Annotated in this window: 16 protein-coding genes; 9 read left to right on the plus strand and 7 right to left on the minus strand. The window is 64.4% G+C overall.

What is annotated here, in order from left to right:
• Positions 1 to 681 carry a DUF1345 domain-containing protein gene (locus J2R80_RS04895; RefSeq protein ID WP_225162686.1) on the plus strand — a complete coding sequence of 227 codons (681 nt, stop codon included), beginning with the start codon at positions 1 to 3 and terminating at the stop codon, positions 679 to 681.
• 78 nt (positions 682 to 759) lie between these two features.
• Here J2R80_RS04895 and J2R80_RS04900 read toward each other — a convergent pair whose 3' ends face one another.
• Positions 760 to 1,194 carry a GFA family protein gene (locus J2R80_RS04900; protein WP_057015587.1) on the minus strand — a complete coding sequence of 145 codons (435 nt, stop codon included), beginning with the start codon at positions 1,192 to 1,194 and terminating at the stop codon, positions 760 to 762.
• Positions 1,195 to 1,444: 250 nt separating this feature from the next.
• Between J2R80_RS04900 and J2R80_RS04905 the strand changes: the two genes are divergently transcribed.
• Complete coding sequence (locus J2R80_RS04905; RefSeq protein WP_016847513.1) at positions 1,445 to 1,819, plus strand: nuclear transport factor 2 family protein; 375 nt, start codon at positions 1,445 to 1,447, stop codon at positions 1,817 to 1,819.
• Between the two features lie 108 nt (positions 1,820 to 1,927).
• Entirely contained in the window at positions 1,928 to 3,535 is a 1,608-nt protein-coding gene (locus J2R80_RS04910) for a Na+/H+ antiporter (protein WP_057015584.1), read from the plus strand.
• 349 nt (positions 3,536 to 3,884) lie between these two features.
• Here the strand turns inward: J2R80_RS04910 and J2R80_RS04915 are convergent, their stop codons facing one another.
• The 3 genes from J2R80_RS04915 to ispG all read right to left on the minus strand — a co-directional run bounded on the left by J2R80_RS04915 (position 3,885) and on the right by ispG (position 7,753).
• Positions 3,885 to 5,225 (minus strand): Rieske 2Fe-2S domain-containing protein, encoded by a 1,341-nt coding sequence (locus J2R80_RS04915; protein WP_253638100.1) that lies wholly within the window; start codon positions 5,223 to 5,225, stop codon positions 3,885 to 3,887.
• Between the two features lie 73 nt (positions 5,226 to 5,298).
• Entirely contained in the window at positions 5,299 to 6,192 is an 894-nt protein-coding gene (locus tag J2R80_RS04920; protein WP_253638101.1) for a TauD/TfdA family dioxygenase, read from the minus strand.
• Positions 6,193 to 6,463: 271 nt separating this feature from the next.
• The gene (gene ispG / locus J2R80_RS04925; RefSeq protein WP_253638102.1) at positions 6,464 to 7,753 is read right to left on the minus strand and encodes a flavodoxin-dependent (E)-4-hydroxy-3-methylbut-2-enyl-diphosphate synthase; all 1,290 of its coding nucleotides are present in this window, start codon (positions 7,751 to 7,753) and stop codon (positions 6,464 to 6,466) included.
• A gap of 259 nt (positions 7,754 to 8,012) precedes the next feature.
• Here ispG and J2R80_RS04930 point away from each other — a divergent pair, with 259 nt between their 5' ends.
• Positions 8,013 to 8,888 carry a sulfurtransferase gene (locus J2R80_RS04930; protein ID WP_253638103.1) on the plus strand — a complete coding sequence of 292 codons (876 nt, stop codon included), beginning with the start codon at positions 8,013 to 8,015 and terminating at the stop codon, positions 8,886 to 8,888.
• Positions 8,889 to 9,107: 219 nt separating this feature from the next.
• Here J2R80_RS04930 and J2R80_RS04935 read toward each other — a convergent pair whose 3' ends face one another.
• Complete coding sequence (locus J2R80_RS04935) at positions 9,108 to 9,296, minus strand: hypothetical protein (RefSeq protein WP_076824677.1); 189 nt, start codon at positions 9,294 to 9,296, stop codon at positions 9,108 to 9,110.
• 77 nt (positions 9,297 to 9,373) lie between these two features.
• Between J2R80_RS04935 and J2R80_RS04940 the strand changes: the two genes are divergently transcribed.
• Positions 9,374 to 10,198, plus strand: a complete 825-nt coding sequence (locus J2R80_RS04940) for a DUF805 domain-containing protein (protein ID WP_253638104.1) — start codon at positions 9,374 to 9,376, stop codon at positions 10,196 to 10,198.
• Between the two features lie 104 nt (positions 10,199 to 10,302).
• A complete protein-coding gene (locus tag J2R80_RS04945) occupies positions 10,303 to 10,719 on the plus strand; it encodes a hypothetical protein (RefSeq protein ID WP_253638105.1) in 417 nt (138 codons plus the stop codon).
• Between the two features lie 187 nt (positions 10,720 to 10,906).
• On the opposite strand, the gene J2R80_RS04950 is transcribed toward J2R80_RS04945, so the two are convergent.
• Positions 10,907 to 11,863 carry a DMT family transporter gene (locus J2R80_RS04950; RefSeq protein WP_253638106.1) on the minus strand — a complete coding sequence of 319 codons (957 nt, stop codon included), beginning with the start codon at positions 11,861 to 11,863 and terminating at the stop codon, positions 10,907 to 10,909.
• A 231-nt stretch (positions 11,864 to 12,094) separates the two neighbouring features.
• Positions 12,095 to 12,583, minus strand: coding sequence for a Fur family transcriptional regulator (locus J2R80_RS04955; protein WP_026191999.1), 489 nt, complete (start codon positions 12,581 to 12,583; stop codon positions 12,095 to 12,097).
• A 167-nt stretch (positions 12,584 to 12,750) separates the two neighbouring features.
• On the opposite strand from J2R80_RS04955, the gene J2R80_RS04960 reads away from it, so the two are divergent.
• The 3 genes from J2R80_RS04960 (at position 12,751) to J2R80_RS04970 (ending at position 16,049) form a co-directional block, all read left to right on the plus strand.
• Positions 12,751 to 13,230 carry a MarR family winged helix-turn-helix transcriptional regulator gene (locus tag J2R80_RS04960; RefSeq protein WP_085970781.1) on the plus strand — a complete coding sequence of 160 codons (480 nt, stop codon included), beginning with the start codon at positions 12,751 to 12,753 and terminating at the stop codon, positions 13,228 to 13,230.
• Positions 13,223 to 14,395 carry an HlyD family secretion protein gene (locus tag J2R80_RS04965; protein WP_253588282.1) on the plus strand — a complete coding sequence of 391 codons (1,173 nt, stop codon included), beginning with the start codon at positions 13,223 to 13,225 and terminating at the stop codon, positions 14,393 to 14,395. Before J2R80_RS04960 ends, J2R80_RS04965 begins: the two co-directional genes overlap by 8 nt.
• 97 nt (positions 14,396 to 14,492) lie before the next feature.
• Complete coding sequence (locus J2R80_RS04970; RefSeq protein WP_253638107.1) at positions 14,493 to 16,049, plus strand: MDR family MFS transporter; 1,557 nt, start codon at positions 14,493 to 14,495, stop codon at positions 16,047 to 16,049.
• Positions 16,050 to 16,164: the final 115 nt, after the last annotated feature.

Genomic DNA, 16,164 nt, shown 5'->3' on the forward strand with positions numbered 1-16,164 from the left:
ATGAACAAGGAGATCGACGACCGCCTTGTTCGCTTCCGCAAGCTGCCGCTGCCGGTCCGCGTCGTCGTGGGCCGGCCGCGCACCTTCGGCTCGATCGCTTTCGGTATCCTGGCTGCGCTGCTGGTGCCGGGAGCACCGCGCATCGTCACGCGCCTGCTCGCGGGCTGGGATGCCTTCGCCGCGCTGTATCTCGTGCTTGCCTATGTGATGATGCTGCGCTGTGGCGTCGCCCATATCAAGCGAAGCGCCATCCTGCAGGACGACGGACGTTTCCTGATCCTGCTGCTGACCGCGTTCGGCGCGCTGGCGAGCCTCGCCGCCATCGTGTTCGAGCTCGGCGCATCAAAGGGCAGCCCGGCCGGACTGGCGCTGGCAATCGTCACCATCACGCTGTCATGGGCCTTGGTGCACACCGCGTTCGCGCTGCACTACGCCCATGAGTATTACCGAGGCAAGACGCCCGGCGGATTGCAGTTTCCGAGCGGCGAGGAACATGCCGACGCCGATTACTGGGACTTCGTCTATTTCTCATTCGTGATCGGCATGACGGCGCAGGTCTCAGACGTCGGCATCACCGACAAGATCATCCGCCGCACCGCGACCGTGCACGGCATAATCTCGTTCGTGTTCAACACCGCGCTGCTCGCCCTGATGGTAAACATCGCCGCGAGCGCGATCTAGTCGCGCCGCCTGATGAGATGCCGTGCGCAGGGCGGTCGGCAAGGGCTACAAGCAGCACGCCGATGACGTCGTGCGAATTTATTCCCCGCCTTGCGTCACGTGCTCCTGATATTGCGGCAGATCGTCCGATATCGCGTACCACGGCGCCTTGGAGCCGACGAAGATATGGGCGGTCGGCCGGATCGCCGGCGCATCGAGCAGCGTACCCATCGCGACATGGACATAGGCGCCGCCGCGGACCTGCGAATAGAGCAGCGAGCCGCAGCGGCCGCAATGCGCGTCGTGGGTGAGTTCATCGCCATAGATCAGGAGCTCATCAGCGCCGCTGACCACGGTGAATTTGTCGCGCGCGATTCCCGCGAATGGCTTGAACGCCGATCCGGTGGTGCGCCGGCAGTTCGAGCAGTGACAATTGAGCGCATAGGCAAACGCGTCGGCCACCTCGTAGCGCACGTCGCGGCAGAAGCATTCGCCGGTCAGGATATGTTCGTTCGAATTTGCAGATGCGGTCACAACTCGTCCCTCACGCAGAATTTTGTCGCCGGCCATGGCGCAATCTAGCGGTTCATGGCTAAATCCTAGCATTGTGTCTCTGACAGTCCATTCCGTCATTCCGGGGCGCGACGAAGTCGCGAACCCGGAATCCAGAGGTTGTGGATCGAGATTCCGGGTTCTCGCTTCGCGAGCCCCGGAATGACACTGAGTGAATCACGCGTCAGAGACACAACACTAACAGATCAAACCCTGCCGGGAGGACCAACCAATGAGCCAAGATCGATCCAGCGTCGAAAGCGTCGTGCAAACCTATTTCGACGGTCTCTACGAGAGCAATGCCGACAAGCTCGCCGAGGCTTTTCATCCGAGCGCCGATTTGCGCTGGGTGGAGAAGGGCGAGCTGAAGGTCCTGACCGTGCCGGACTGGCTTGCCCTGGTGCGCAAGCGCACCTCGGCGAAGGCCGAAGGCAAGCCGCGCGAGGATTTTATCGTCACCATCGACCGCTCCGACGACAACACCGCCTTCATCAAGGTGCGCTGCCAGCTGCCGCCGCGCTATTTCACCGACTATCTGGTGGCGATGAAGCTCGCCGACGGCTGGCAGATCGTCTCGAAGTCGTACCGCTACGACCTCAGGGATTGATCGACCGGGCGCGGCGCGCCCGCGACGGCTTTGTGACACGCCCCCCGCGGTCCGGCTCCGGCCGGACCGCATTGACTGGCACCGGTTTCCGGGCGAATTGAGCCCGTTATGGAAGCCAAATTTCAGATTTTTCTCACTTTGCTCGGCGTGCTGGCGGGAACCGCCCTGGTGGCGCGGCGGACCGATATCGCGCCCGCGATCCTGCTGCTGCTGGTCGGCATCGTGCTCGCCTTCGTGCCGGGCATGCCGTCGCTGGAACTGCCGCCTGAGCTGGTGCTGCTGGTGGTGCTGCCGCCGCTGATCTATTCGGCGAGCGTCGCGATGAGCTGGCGCGAGTTCAAGGCCAACCTGCGGCCGATCATCCTGCTGTCGGTCGGCTGCGTGATCTTCACCGCCTTCATGGTCGCGGCCGCGACCCATTATCTGATCGGCCTGCCCTGGAGCATCGGCTTCCTGCTCGGCGCCATCGTCGCGCCGCCTGACGTGGTCGCGCCGCTGGCGATCGCCCGCAGGCTCGGCATGCCCCGCCGCATCCTGGTGGTGCTCGAGGGCGAAGGGCTCGCCAATGACGCGACCGCGCTGATCCTCTACCGCTTCGCGCTCGCCGCGATCACCACCGGACTGTTCTCGCTGCCGAAGGCGACCGGCACCTTCCTCGTCATCGTCGCCGGCGAGATCGCGTTCGGCACCGCGGTCGGCTGGCTCAGCCTGCGCGCCCGCCGCCGCGCCAGGGATCCGCAGGTCGAGATCACGCTGTCGCTGATCACGCCCTACCTCGCCTACTGGATCCCCGAGCATTTCGGCGGCAGCGGCGTGATCGCGACCGTCGCCTGCGGCCTCTACATGAGCTGGAACGGACCGCTGTTGATCTCGGCCGCGACGCGCCTGCAGGGCATCTTCTTCTGGGACTTGATCATCTATCTGATCGAGGGCCTGCTGTTCCTCTTGACCGGCTTCCAGATGCGTTCGCTGTACGAGAAGTCGAAGTCGTTCCCGCTGCACGACATCCTCACCGCGACCGTGCTTGTCGCCGTCATCGTGATCGTGGCGCGCTTCGTCTGGGTGTTTCCCGGCACCTATCTGCCGCGCTGGATCAGCCGACGCGTGAGCGAGCGCGATCCGCTGCCGTCGTGGCGGGCGGTGTTCGTGGTCGCCTTCACCGGCGTGCGCGGCGCGGTCTCGCTCGCCGCGGCGCTGGCGCTGCCGCTGACATTGCCGAGCGGAGACGCCTTCCCGTATCGCGACCTGATCCTGTTCGTCGCCTTCGGCGTGATCTTCGTGACGCTGGTCGGGCTCGGCCTCACTCTGCCACCGGTGGTGCGCTGGCTCGGCCTCGCCAGGGACGGGCGCAGCGAGCACATCGCCGAGCACGAGCAGGAGATCGCGGCGCGGCGCGAGGCGCTGAACGCCGCGCTGAAGTCGCTCGATGCCATCACCGACGACCGCGAGCTTTCCGACGAGGTGATCAAGCTTTTGCGCTCACGGCACGAGATCCGGATCAACCAGCTGCCCGACTCGCTCAATCCCGACACGCACGACGTTTCCGCCACCGGCACCGAGCTGACGCGGGAGCTGATCGCCTCCGAGCGCAAGTTCATCCACATGCTGCTACGCGACGGCAAGATCACCGACGAGACAAGGCGCCGGATCGAGCGCGACCTCGACCTCGAGGAAGCGAGCCTCGCCAACCGCGAGTATCGCAGGATTCCGTTGTAGCGCGTGTAGCGCGCGGTATCCCTCCCCACGTCGTCCCGGCGCAGGCCGGGACCCATAACCACCGTCGCTGGCTTGGCGAAGGTTCGGGCCACAGCGCATCTCAACAATATCCAACGGTGGTTATGGGTCCCTGCTTTCGCACTAGCGTATATACATATCCTCCGCAGTCTTTCCGGAGTCTTCTCAAAGAGTTGGCCGAAAACCGCAGAGAACTTACTCATCTGCACTAGGGTTGCGCCCGCCGATTTCGGCTCTCGCCCAGTAGCTAACCCCTTGATGATGAGTCGGTTTTCTAGCCTCGAAGAGATGTGTAAATGCCCTAGTGCTTTCGCAGGGACGACAGCAGAGATTACTCCGCCGCGGCGTTCTGGCCGGGACCGCCGACGAAGCCGGCGGGATCGCCGAACCGCTCGATCATGACGGCGGTGAGGTCCTTGGTCTTGCTGGTGACGCAGGCGCCGGAGCGCACGGTGTAGCGGTCCTGATGCTGAGCATGCGGCGGCGCCTCGCCCTTCTGCAGCGCGCGCGCCGCCTCCATCATAAGCTTGCGGAAATGCATGATGCCCAGATCGGTCGGGCCGAGATGCTCGCGGGTACGGTCGGCGATCGGCCCCTGGCTGTCCTGCACCGCGGCGTCTTGCTCGGAGACGCCCTTGATGCCGGTGTAGCTCTTGGTCCGCTGCAGCTTGCGGTCGATCAGATAGTCGTTGGCCTTGTTGCGCAGCGGCACGTAGTTCTCGTCGACGACAGCCATCACGCCGTTGCCGTTGGCGTAGCCTTCGCGCTCGGCATCGGTCAGCGGCCGGTGGGGATTCCACGCATAGGTGTAGATCCAGCAATTGGTGTCGGTGACCGGCACGAAGGTCTGGCCGAACATGTTCTCGCCCGGCATCGAGCTCGGCGCGTAGCTGTGGAACGGCATCAGGAACTGGGCGATGCGCCAGTAGATGTTGTCGCTGCCGGTGAGCCGTCCGCCCGCCACCGTGAGGCCGGCCTCATGCGGATTGATCTTGATCACCGGGCGCGGGTCCTCGGCGATCCAGCGCATGTGATCGGTCGCGACCCGGGTCAGCGGGTTCACGAAATGCTTCTTGATGTCGAGGATCTCGTTCTCCTCCTTCTCGAAGGAGAGATGCGCGAAGGTGAAATGCGCGGTGTCGATCGAGCCTTCCACCGCCTGCACCCAGTTGCAGTCCTGCCACTTCTTGGTGACGAAGCGGTGCGAGGCCGGCAGCAGCGCCATCTCCAGCGCCGGCAGTTCTGGCATCTGATCGGCCGGGCCCATATAGGCCCAGATCATGTCGCCCCATTCGCGCACCGGATAGGACTTGATCCGGATCAGGTCCTTTGCGTTGAGGTCGGGATACGAGGTCGGCATATCGACGCAGCGGCCGTCGGTATCGAACTTCCAGCCGTGATAGACGCAGCGGATGCCGCATTCCTCGTTGCGGCCGAGCCAAAGATTGGCGCCGCGATGCGCGCAGTACTGGTCGATGACGCCGACCACGCCTCTGGTGTCGCGGAAGGCGAGCAGCTCCTCGCCCATGACAACGATCTTCTTCGGGTCGCTGTCCGGCTCCGGCAGTTCCTCGGACAGCAGCACCGGAATCCAGAACCGCCGCAGCAATTCGCCCATGCCGGTCCTCTCACCGGATTCGGTGAGGAATTTGTTGTCCTCGGCGCGAAGCATGGGCGGTCTCCCGATGGCATTTTTTCAGTTCGTAGTTCGTAGGATGGGTGGAACCAACGCAGCACGCAATTCCTCACACCGGCCGCTCTCCCTTCACGGTGACGCGGGTGCCGGAGCGGGTGTGCGGCCAGTAATCCCACATCGCGCGATGCTGGGCGCAACGGTTGTCCCAGAACGCGATCGCGTTCTCGGTCCAGCGGAAGCGGCACTGGAACAGCGGGTTCTCGGCGTGCTGGTAGAGATAGGCCAGCATGGCGTCGCTCTCGTCGCGCGGGATGCCGACGATGAAGCGGGTGAAGCCGCGATTGACATAGAGCGACTTCTTGCCGGTCACCGGATGGGTGCGGACCACCGGATGCTCGGCGCGGGGATATTCCCGTTTGTCGGCGACGCCGTAGTTGGCATACAGGCCACGATAGGTCTGCTCGCCGTCATGCAGCGCGGTCAGCCCGTCGAGATAGGCCTTCATGCGGTCCGACAGCGCCTCATAGGCGGCGTACATGTTGGCGAACAGGGTGTCGCCGCCGCGCGGCGGGCACTGCTTGATGTAGAGGATCGAACCCATCGGCGGCTCGAGATCGCAGGACACGTCGGTGTGCCAGCCCTCGCCATTCGCGCGTGGCGAATCCTTGTCGGCATAAATCTTCATCAGCGCCGGATCGCCCTCGTTGGGCGCGGCCGGATGCACATGCAGCTCACCGAACTTGCGGCCGAAGGCGAGATGCTGGTCGGGACTGATGTGCTGGTCGCGGAAGAAGATGACGAGGTTTTCGGCGAGCGCGCGATGGATCTCGTCCATCTGGCGGTTGGAGCGCGCATCGTCGCCGACCAGCTTGCCGATATCGACGCCGGAGATCTCCGCGCCGATGATCGGCGTCAGCTTCTCGACGCCGATGGTCTCATAGGGCTCGGATTGGTCGGCGAAGTGGCGATAGCGCGGACCCTGCTTGCCGGATAGCGAGCTCATGGGCGTTCTCCCAATCATTCTTGATTGGGAGCATGGTAACGCGCATCGACGGAAGCGCAATCTGCGCCTCAAACATATCTGTCGTCCCGGACAAGCGCAGCGAAGCGGAGCGCAGATCCGGGACCCATAACCACAGGATCGGGTTTTGCGAAGGCTGGTAACCCGCATCTCGCGCCACAACCACATCCTGTGGTTATGGGTCCCTGCTCCCGTGCGCAATTGCGCACTAGGCAGGGACAACGGTTGAGTGTGGGTCACGCGCGGAGTGAAACTACTCCGCGGCGCCGGCCTGCTCCGGCAGCTTGGCGCCGTTGCCGTAGCGCTGGTCGATATAGTCGATCACCAATGCCTTGAAGTCGGCGGCGATCCCGGGGCCGCGCAGAGTGCGGAACTTCTTGCCGTCGACGAAGACGGGCGCGGCCGGCGCTTCGCCGGTACCGGGCAGCGAGATGCCGATATTGGCGTGCTTGGATTCGCCGGGGCCGTTGACGATGCAGCCCATCACGGCGACGTTGAGCTGCTCGACGCCCGGATACTTGGTCTTCCAGGCCGGCATCTCGTCGCGGATGAAATCCTGGATCGAGCGCGCCAGCTCCTGGAACGTGGTCGAGGTCGTGCGGCCGCAGCCCGGGCATGCCGCAACCAGCGGCACGAAGGTACGGAAGCCCATGGTCTGCAGCAATTCCTGCGCGACCTGCACTTCCAGCGTGCGGTCGCCGCCGGGCTCCGGCGTCAGCGAGATGCGGATGGTGTCGCCGATGCCCTGCTGCAGCAGGATGCCGAGCGCAGCCGAGGAGGCGACGATGCCCTTCGAGCCCATGCCGGCCTCGGTGAGGCCGAGATGGATCGCATAATCCGAGCGGCGCACGACTTCCTGATAGACCGCGATCAGGTCCTGCACGGCCGACACCTTGGCCGACAGGATGATCTTGTTCTTCGGCATGCCGAGCTCTTGCGCACGCGCGGCCGACAGCAGCGCCGACTGCACCATCGCCTCGCGGGTCACCGCGCGGGCATCGCGCGGATTGGCCGAGGCCGTATTCTCGTCCATCAGCTTGGTGAGCAGCTCCTGGTCGAGCGAACCCCAATTGGCGCCGATGCGCACCGGCTTGTTGTTCTTGTTGGCGATCTCGATGATGTCGGCGAACTGCGTATCGCGCTTGTTCTTGAAGCCGACATTGCCGGGATTGATGCGGTACTTGTCGAGCGCCTCGGCGCAGGCCGGATATTCGGCGAGCAGCTTGTGGCCGATATAGTGGAAGTCGCCGATCAGGGGCGTGGTGATGCCGCGCTTGCGCAGGCCGTCACGGATGTGCGGCACGGCGGCAGCGGCTTCCTCGCGGTCGACGGTGATGCGGACCATCTCGGAGCCGGCGCGAGACAGCGCGGCAACCTGGGCGATGGTGCCGTCCACATCGGCGGTGTCGGTGTTGGTCATCGACTGCACGGCGATCGGCGCACCGCCGCCGACGGCGACGTTGCCGACCATGACCTGCGTGGTTTGGTGCCGCGGCGCGGGGCCGGCGACGTCGTCTTGCGGCAAAATCTCGGGCTTGTTCATGGCGTCTCGAATATCAGGTTTTGGTGACATTCACCAAGGGGGCGATGGGCCTCGCGCGCGGCGGGCCAAACGATCATGTTTCGGAGTGAATTCAATAGCTTATGGCGCCGATTGAGGCCAAACGCAAGCCATGCAGCGGCGTCCTGCATGCCCAGCTATATTGGACCGGATTGGGGTGAATCAAAGGGCAAAGTGACAGCTTTTCATGTGATCTGGCGCATCTTAGCATCCCGTTAAACACACACCGGGAGGACGCAAAATGGCCGGCAACAGCGAGCTGATCACCACGGCGGAACTTGCCGAGATCCTGACCCGGCCGGATCTTCGCCTGTTCGACTGCACGACCTATCTGGAGCCGGCCCCCGCCGGCAGCAACGCTCCCTATATGGTCGTCTCGGGCCGCCAGACCTTCGAGGCCGGCCACATCCCGGGCGCCAATTTCCTCGATTTGCAGGCCGAATTCTCGGATGCCCATACCCATCTGCGCTTCATGATGCCGCCGACAGCGCAGCTCGAAGCCGCGTTCGGCCGCCACGGCATCTCGGCGGGCAGCCGCGTCGTGCTCTATTCGATCGGCACCGCAATGTGGGCGACGCGGTTCTGGTGGATGCTGCGCTCGCTCGGCTTCGAGGGTGCCGCCGTGCTCGACGGCGGCATCGACAAATGGACCGCCGAAGGACGCGACATCGAGACCGGACTTGCCGGCGGCTATCCGCCAGCGACGTTTCCGGCGCGGCCGAAGGACGGCATGTTCGTCGACAAGCATGACGTGCTCGCCGCGACCACGGAGGGCGACACCGTCATCGTCAACGCGCTCGGCCCGCAATTCTACAAGGGACTGGAGCCGAGCCGTTACGGCCGGCCCGGCCGCATCCCCGGCAGCGTCAGCGTGCCGGCGGCGACCTTGATCGATCCCAAGGCCAAGACGTTCGTGCCGCTTGAGGAGGCCGAAGCAATCTTCGCAGCGCAAGGCATCACCAGGGACAAGCGCGTCGTCGCCTATTGCGGCGGCGGCATCTCCGCGACCATCGACCTGTTCCAGCTGCATCGGCTCGGCTACGACAATCTCACGCTCTATGACGGCTCGATGGGCGAATGGGCGAAGGATGCAGAGTTGCCGATCGAGAAAGGTTAGCGATCGACAAGGCTCTTTCCACTCGTCGTCCCGGCGAAGGCCGGGACCCATAACCACCGCGTTTGGTGATGAACGGGATTGTGGCCCCAGCGGCGCGCAACAATTGAGATTTGGGGTAATGGGTCCCGGCCTGCGCCGGGACGACACTGAATTTGTTGCGCCGCTCGTGAGTCATACATCCGCATTCTCGCGACATGAATCGTCGGAGTCTTGAGGCGATCAAGCCGGCTTCTTGACGATCTCAAGGCCGCGGGCCGCCAACTCCTTCAAAATGCTCCGTGCCAGATGGGAGCACTCATCCGGCTTGATCCAGCACGCGCTCCGCCAGTCCGGATCATCCTCCTTGGAGTATGCGGTGAACGCGGAGCGAATACCGGCTTCAATTGCATCGATGGCATCGATTGGCATCAGCGCGCCTCCAACGGCATCCCTCGCATGGGAGCCTTCGTGGAGGCGATGTTGACGTAAATCGATACCGTCCGCAATTGCGCCTGAAGGCCACAATTGTCCGCTCAGCAATAGGGAAACGTAAATCTTCGCCGCTAGAGTGCTGCCGTCTGCCGGAGATGGTCGTGCATCCCACCACGTCGATCGCCACCTGTTTCAGGAAGTATGCTGATTTCACCGGACGGGCTTCGCGCGCCGAGTTCTGGTGGTTCTTCGGCTTTTGTCTGCTGCTCCTGCTCGCAGCCCATCAGCTCGACAAGACGGTCTACGCCGCCGTCGCAATAGCGCTGCCGCTGTTTGCCGTGACGGCCCGGCGCTTCCACGACAGTGGCCTGACCACCGGCCTTGCGGTGTTCTTCGCCGTTGCGCCGTTTGTCATCTTCTACTTCTTTTCCGCTGTCCAGGATCGCATCGAGGCATGGTTTGGCGTGCACGTGCCGTATGGATTGATCGCCGCGATCCCGGCGACCTGCGCCTTTGCTTTCTCTGCCTTCTGCTTCCTCGCCGCACTCGGCCGCCGAAGCCTGCAGACCGCTTCGACGGCACGGGCGAGGTCCGGCGTCGATTCATCGGAAGCAAATCCGGCCGTGCTCGCCAGGCAAGAGGCGGAACGCAAGGTCTCCGGTTTTTCCAAAGCCGTCATGGCCGTATTCGCGATCCCGGCGGATGGCGGGGCGTCGGCCGGCGCCGACAAGACCGACCCCGGCGTCACCGCCGCGTGCGGGATCGTCGTCGATCCTGCGCGCGTTACGGACACGGCATCACCTCACCGCCATTCAACGTGCTGTTTTCCGGATCAGGGGCGCGACTTGAGGCCGCCGGCTGGCACGCCCTACCGGACGGCGGCGCGGAGATCGACCTGAACCATCGCGCAAGCACCAGCATCGTGCGCAATTGCGCAGTTGAACTGCGCAAGGACGCGGGACAGACCGACATTGCCGGCCTGCTGCGCTAGGAGAAAGAGCAGTTGCAGGCGGCCGAGACGGCGACGCCGGAACAGGATCGGACGACGGCCTATTACGCGCTCGACGGAGCGGGCGCAGCCGGATTCATTGCGATCGAGAAGCTGCGTCAAAGCTACAACACCTATTTCCGAATCCGCATCTGCCTTGCCGAAGGGCATGGGCGCGCCGCGATGGAGACCCTGCGATCGTCGACGCTCTACCAGGCATTCCGCCACGCGTTCTCCGATGGCGCGCCGCCCTATCCCGCGTTCGGCCAGAGAATCATCAAGGGCTATCAGCCGATCCTCTACCGGGACGGGCTCGGCATCTCACTCGAGGTCACCGATCTCGGAGCCGGGAGCGCAAAAATGCTTGCCGGCCGCGGGCTGCATCTTCCGCCGGTCTACGTCGATTTCGAGATGCATGAGCGGATGATGTAACGGGATTGAGCCCCGGTTGTCTGCGGCATTCCGCTCCTCTTTGCTCGTCATCCTGAGGCGCGAGCTCTTGCGAGCCTCAAAGGATGAACGGCCCGGGTGCCGGCTGGGCCGTCGTGCTTCGAGACGCGCGTTCCGCGCTCCTCAGCATGACGGGGAGAGAGTTGAGCGCACGGCACCCAGGATAACCTCACGCCGGCACGTTGGGATCCGGCGTCACCTTCGGGTCGGGCTTGTTGACGAGATAGAGCCCGGCGATCACCAGCAGCGCGGCGACGCCGAACACCGCCGTCAACGTGTCGTGCATGATGAAATAGGCCGCGACGACGCCGAACAGCGGCGTGACGAAGGTGAAGGCCGACAGCTTGCTCGCGGAGTAGGTTTTCACCATCGCAAACCAGATGACGAACGTGCAGCCCACCACCCAGACCGCCTGATAGGCGAGCAGCGAGATCGACAGCGCGCTCGGCACATGCTCGATGCGCTCGCCCGCGATCCAGGCGGCGAGGCCGAGGATCGGAATCGAGATCGCGACCTGGTAGCCGAGCGCCTTTTCCGGCGCGGCCTTGCGCAAGCCCGTGCCCTTGGCGACCAGCGTAGTTGCCGCCCACAGCGCGCCGCCGCCGACCACCATGAGGTCGCCGAGCAGCACCTTGGCATCGACGTTCGGCTGCGGCACGCCGATCGCGAGCGCGACGCCGGCAAAGCTCAGCGCAAGCCCGCTCCACTGCACGGTCGAGAGACGCTCGCCGAGGAACTGGTGCGAGCCGAGCGCAACGAAGAACGGCGCGGTGTAGAGGAACACCGAGGCGCGCGAGGCCGAGGTGAAGACGAGGCCGGTGAAGATCAGCACGAACTCGCAGCCGAACATCAGCCCGGCGATGATGCCGGGGACGAGGGTGCCGTCGCGCTCGAAGAATTTGACGCCGCGCAGGTGGCCGACGATCAGCATCACCGGCAGCGCGCCGGCAGAGCGGATCATCGCCTGCAGCATCGGCGGCACGTCGGGCAACGCAAGCTTGACCGCGAGCTGGTTGAAGCCCCAGCTCACGCACAGCATCAGCATCACGGCGATGGCGCCGGGCGGCAGCCCGTGTCCGACGCTGACGGGCCTTGTGACGTTGGCGGAGATCGCTTGGGTCGACATGTTTCCTCGCGGGCCGGCTTGGTGCCGTGTTGTTAATTGCCGGTTGGGCTCCCTCGCCCCGCTCCTGCGGGGAGAGGGTTGGGGTGAGGGGCCGTCGCCGCAAATTCGATAGAGGCGAGCGTGCGGAGAGTCCCCCTCACCCGAAATTCGCTACCGCGAATTTCGACCTCTCCCTGCAAGCGGGGCGAGGTAGCTCGAAAGCAGTGCGAGTTAGCTGAAACCATCGCGCCATCACGTCTTTTGGCAGTGCGCACAGGTGCCGGCGATCTCGACGACGGAGAGTTTCGGGATGAACCCCGAGGCCCGCGCCGCCGCGGTCAGGCTTTGCGCGACGGGGGCGGCCGGGATCTCGCCGACCGAGCCGCAATGGTCGCAGATCAAAAACGCCACCATCGAGGTCTCGTCATGGTCATGCGCGCAGGCGAGGAAGGCGTTGCGGCTCTCGATGCGGTGGACGAGGCCGTTCTCCATCAGGAAGTCGAGCGCGCGGTAGACGGTAATCGGTGCCGGCCGCGGCATCGTCTTGGCCAGCTCGTCGATCACCTCATAGGCGCCGAGCGGGCGATGGCTCGACAGCAGCGCCTGCAGCACCTGACGGCGGATCGGGGTGAATTTCTGGCCGCGGCGCGCACACACCTGCTCGGCATGCGCCATCGCGTCCGCGGCGCAGCGGCCGTGATCGTGGTCGGGGGCAGGAAATGTCGGCTTGGCCAGGCTCATTGCCTCGATATGTAGCATTTGCGCGCCCGTTCCCAAAGCCCGGCTCTCAACCCCGGTTCGCCGCCGCGTTGCAGCCATGCCCGCAATGCGGGGCAGCCTCGCGTTAACCCGGCATGCAGAAATCATAAGCAAGCTTATTATATCCCAAGCTTATGGAGGCAGGATCGATGCGCGGTTCGGTGGACACCGATTTCTTGTTTACGCTGGGCGAAGTGTTCCGGCTGATCCGCGTCTATGCCGACAAGGAGGCCGCACGCTACGGCATCACCCGCGCGCAATGGGCCGTGCTGTCCAAGGTGGAACGCCAGGAAGGGTTGAAACAGACCGAGCTCGCCGAGCTGCTCGAGGTGCAGCCGATCACGCTGACGCGGCTGATCGACAAGCTCTGCGACAATGGCTGGATCGAGCGCCGCAGCGACGAGAACGATCGCCGCGTCAACCGCCTCTATCTGAAGAAGGCCGCGCGCCCGCTGCTCGGCAAGCTCGCCGGCCTCCGCTCCGAACTCACCGCGACCGCGCTCGAGGGCATCAGCCCCGCTGACGCGTATCGCCTGCTCACCCAATTGGAATCGATCAAGGAAAACGTTCGCAATGCCGTCCAGACCCCAGCCGGCGAGCCCTCCCGAAAGGAACAGCGCTATGGCTGAACCCGTCCTCAAACTGGCCCCCGAGCAGAAGAGCAATCCGGGCGAGCCTGCGCCGTCGGGCAAGGCCAGCCGCGCGCCGCGCCGTCGCCTGATGGCCGGTCTGCGGCGCTATCGCCGCACGCTGCTGCTGGTCGTGCTGCCGACGCTCGCTGCGATCGGCGGCATCGTGTTCTATCTCAATGGCGGCCGCTATGTCGGCACCGACGACGCCTATGTCGGCGCGCAGAAGGTGCTGATCACGCCGGAAATCTCCGGCAAGATCGACAAGATCGTCGTGAAGGAAGGCCAGCACGTCAGGAAGGGCGACGAACTGTTCGAGATCGACCCCGTGCCGTTCCGCCTCGCGGTGGCGCAGGCCAAGGCCGCGCTCGACCAGACCAGGACCACCTATGACAACCTGGTCGACAACATCAAGATCAACGGCAGGATGCTGGAATTCGCCCAGCAGAGCATCGAATTGAAGAAGCGCGACGTCGAACGCAAGTCGACGCTGGCCAAGCAGAATTTCGGCTCGCAGCTCGACCTCGACAACGCGGCGAATGCGCAAGTGACGGCCGAGAGCCTGGCGCAATACATCAGGCAGCAGATCTCCAAGGACAAGACGCAGCTGCTCGGCGATATCGACCTGCCGATCGAACAGTTCCCGCCCTACGCCCAGGCCAAGGCCAAGCTCGACGACGCCCAGCGCAATCTCGACCACACCGTGCTGCGCGCGCCGATGGACGGCGTCGCGACCCAGGTCGACCAGATCCAGCTCGGCCGCTTCGTCGCCGCCGGCTCGCCGGTGTTCTCGATCATCGACGTCGACCATCCCTGGGTCGACGCCAATCCGAAGGAAAGCGACTTCACCTATGTCGCGGTCGGCCAGCCGGTTGAGCTCGACGTCGACGCGTTCCCCAACCATCGGTTCAAGGGCAAGGTCGGCTCGCTGTCGCCCGGCACCGGCGCACAGTTCGCGATCCTGCCGCCGCAGAACGCGACCGGCAACTTCGTCAAGGTGGTGCAGCGCGTGCCGGTGCGGATCTATTTCGACGAGAACGATCCGTTCGTGAAGAAGCTGAAAGCCGGCATGAGCGTCTACGCGACGATCGACACCAACCACCGCCGCACGCTGGCCGGCCTGCTCGGGCTGGCGCCGGCCTCGGCGCACCCGGACCACGAGTAGAGAGAAGAAGCGGTCGATCATCGACCGCAGAGACAGTGCGCCCCCTCTCCCGCTTGCGGGGGAGCGGGTTTCCAACGCTCGAACAGGACCGACCTGAATGAATGCACCGTCACCATCCGCCGTACCCGGCATGCGCCGGAACATGGTGACGATCTGCGCGATGACCGCGACGATCATGCAGGCGCTCGACACCACGATCGCCAACGTCGCGCTGCCCTATATGCAGGGCTCGCTGTCGGCCTCGCAGGACCAGATCAACTGGGTGCTGACCTCCTACATCGTCGCGGCCGCGATCATGACCGCGCCGGTGGGCTGGATCGCCAACCGCTATGGCCGCAAGCGCATCTTCATCATCTGCTCGGCCGGCTTCACCGTCGCCTCGGTGTTCTGCGGCCTGGCGCAGGACATCAACCAGATGGTGCTGTTCCGCCTGCTGCAGGGCGTGTTCGGCGCGGCGCTGGTGCCGCTGTCGCAGGCCGTGATGCTCGACTCTTACGCGCTGCATGAGCGCGCGAAAGCGATGTCGATCTGGGGCATGGGCGTGATGATGGGCCCGATCATGGGGCCCTCGCTCGGCGCCTGGCTGACCGAGACCTATTCCTGGCACTGGGTGTTCTTCGTCAACCTGCCATTCGGCGCCATCACCGTGCTCGGCCTTGCCGTCTTCATGGACGAGACCAAGCAAGACCTCAATCTGCGCTTCGACTGGTTCGGGTTCGGCGCGCTCGCGGTCGCGATCGGTTCGCTGCAGCTCGCGCTCGACCGCGGCGAGCAGCTCGGCTGGCTGGAATCCAACGAGATCATGATCGAATTCATCGTCTCCGCGATCGGCTTCTACTATTTCTTCGCCCATTCGCTGACGACCAGCCGGCCGTTCATCCAGTTCGCGCTGTTCAAGGACAAGAACTTCCTCGGCGGCTGCGTGTTCATGACTGTCATGGGCCTCGTGCTGTATTCGACGATGGCGCTGTCCTCGCCCTATCTGCAGAACGTGGTCGGCTACCCGATCATCACCGCGGGCCTGTTGTTGGCGACCCGCGGCGCCGGCACCTTCGTCGCGATGATGCTGGTCGGCCGCATGATGCGCTACATCGAGGCGCGCACGCTGATCATCTCCGGCCTGGCGCTGACCGCGGCCTCGCTGTTCCAGATGACCGGCTGGACCGACATGACGCAGGCCAACGAGATCATCGTCGTCAGCGTGATCCAGGGCTTCGGCTTCGGCCTCGTGTTCGTGCCGCTGTCGACGGTGGCGTTCATGTCGCTGCCCAACCATCTGCGCACCGACGGCACCTCGATGCTGACGCTGTTGCGCAACGTCGCAAGCTCGGTCGGCATCTCGATCGTGATCGCGCAGCTGACGGAAGGCGGACGGCGGATCTACGCAAAGCTGTCGGAGCAGATCAATCCGTTCAACCACGCGCTGCAGATGCCCGACGTATCGGGCATGATCAACCTCAACACCGATGCCGGCCGCGCGATGGCCGACAAGATGGTGGCGGCGCAGTCGCAGATCATCGCGTTCTCGCACGACTACCAGCTGGTGATGCTGTTCATCCTGGTCTCGATCCCGCTCGCGCTGATGATCGGCTCGACCAAGGCCACGCTGCGCGCGCAGTCGGCGCCATCGGATCATGCCGCGGTGATGGAGTAGATTCTCCTCCGTCATTCCAGCGCTCGTACCGGACTTTTCGACCCGTCGTCCTGAGGTGCGCGCGGAGCGAGCCTCGAAGGATGCACGGCCCCAGTTGGGCCGTCGCCCTTCGAGA

Source organism: Bradyrhizobium sp. USDA 4541, assembly GCF_024171085.1.
Lineage (GTDB): Bacteria > Pseudomonadota > Alphaproteobacteria > Rhizobiales > Xanthobacteraceae > Bradyrhizobium > Bradyrhizobium australafricanum.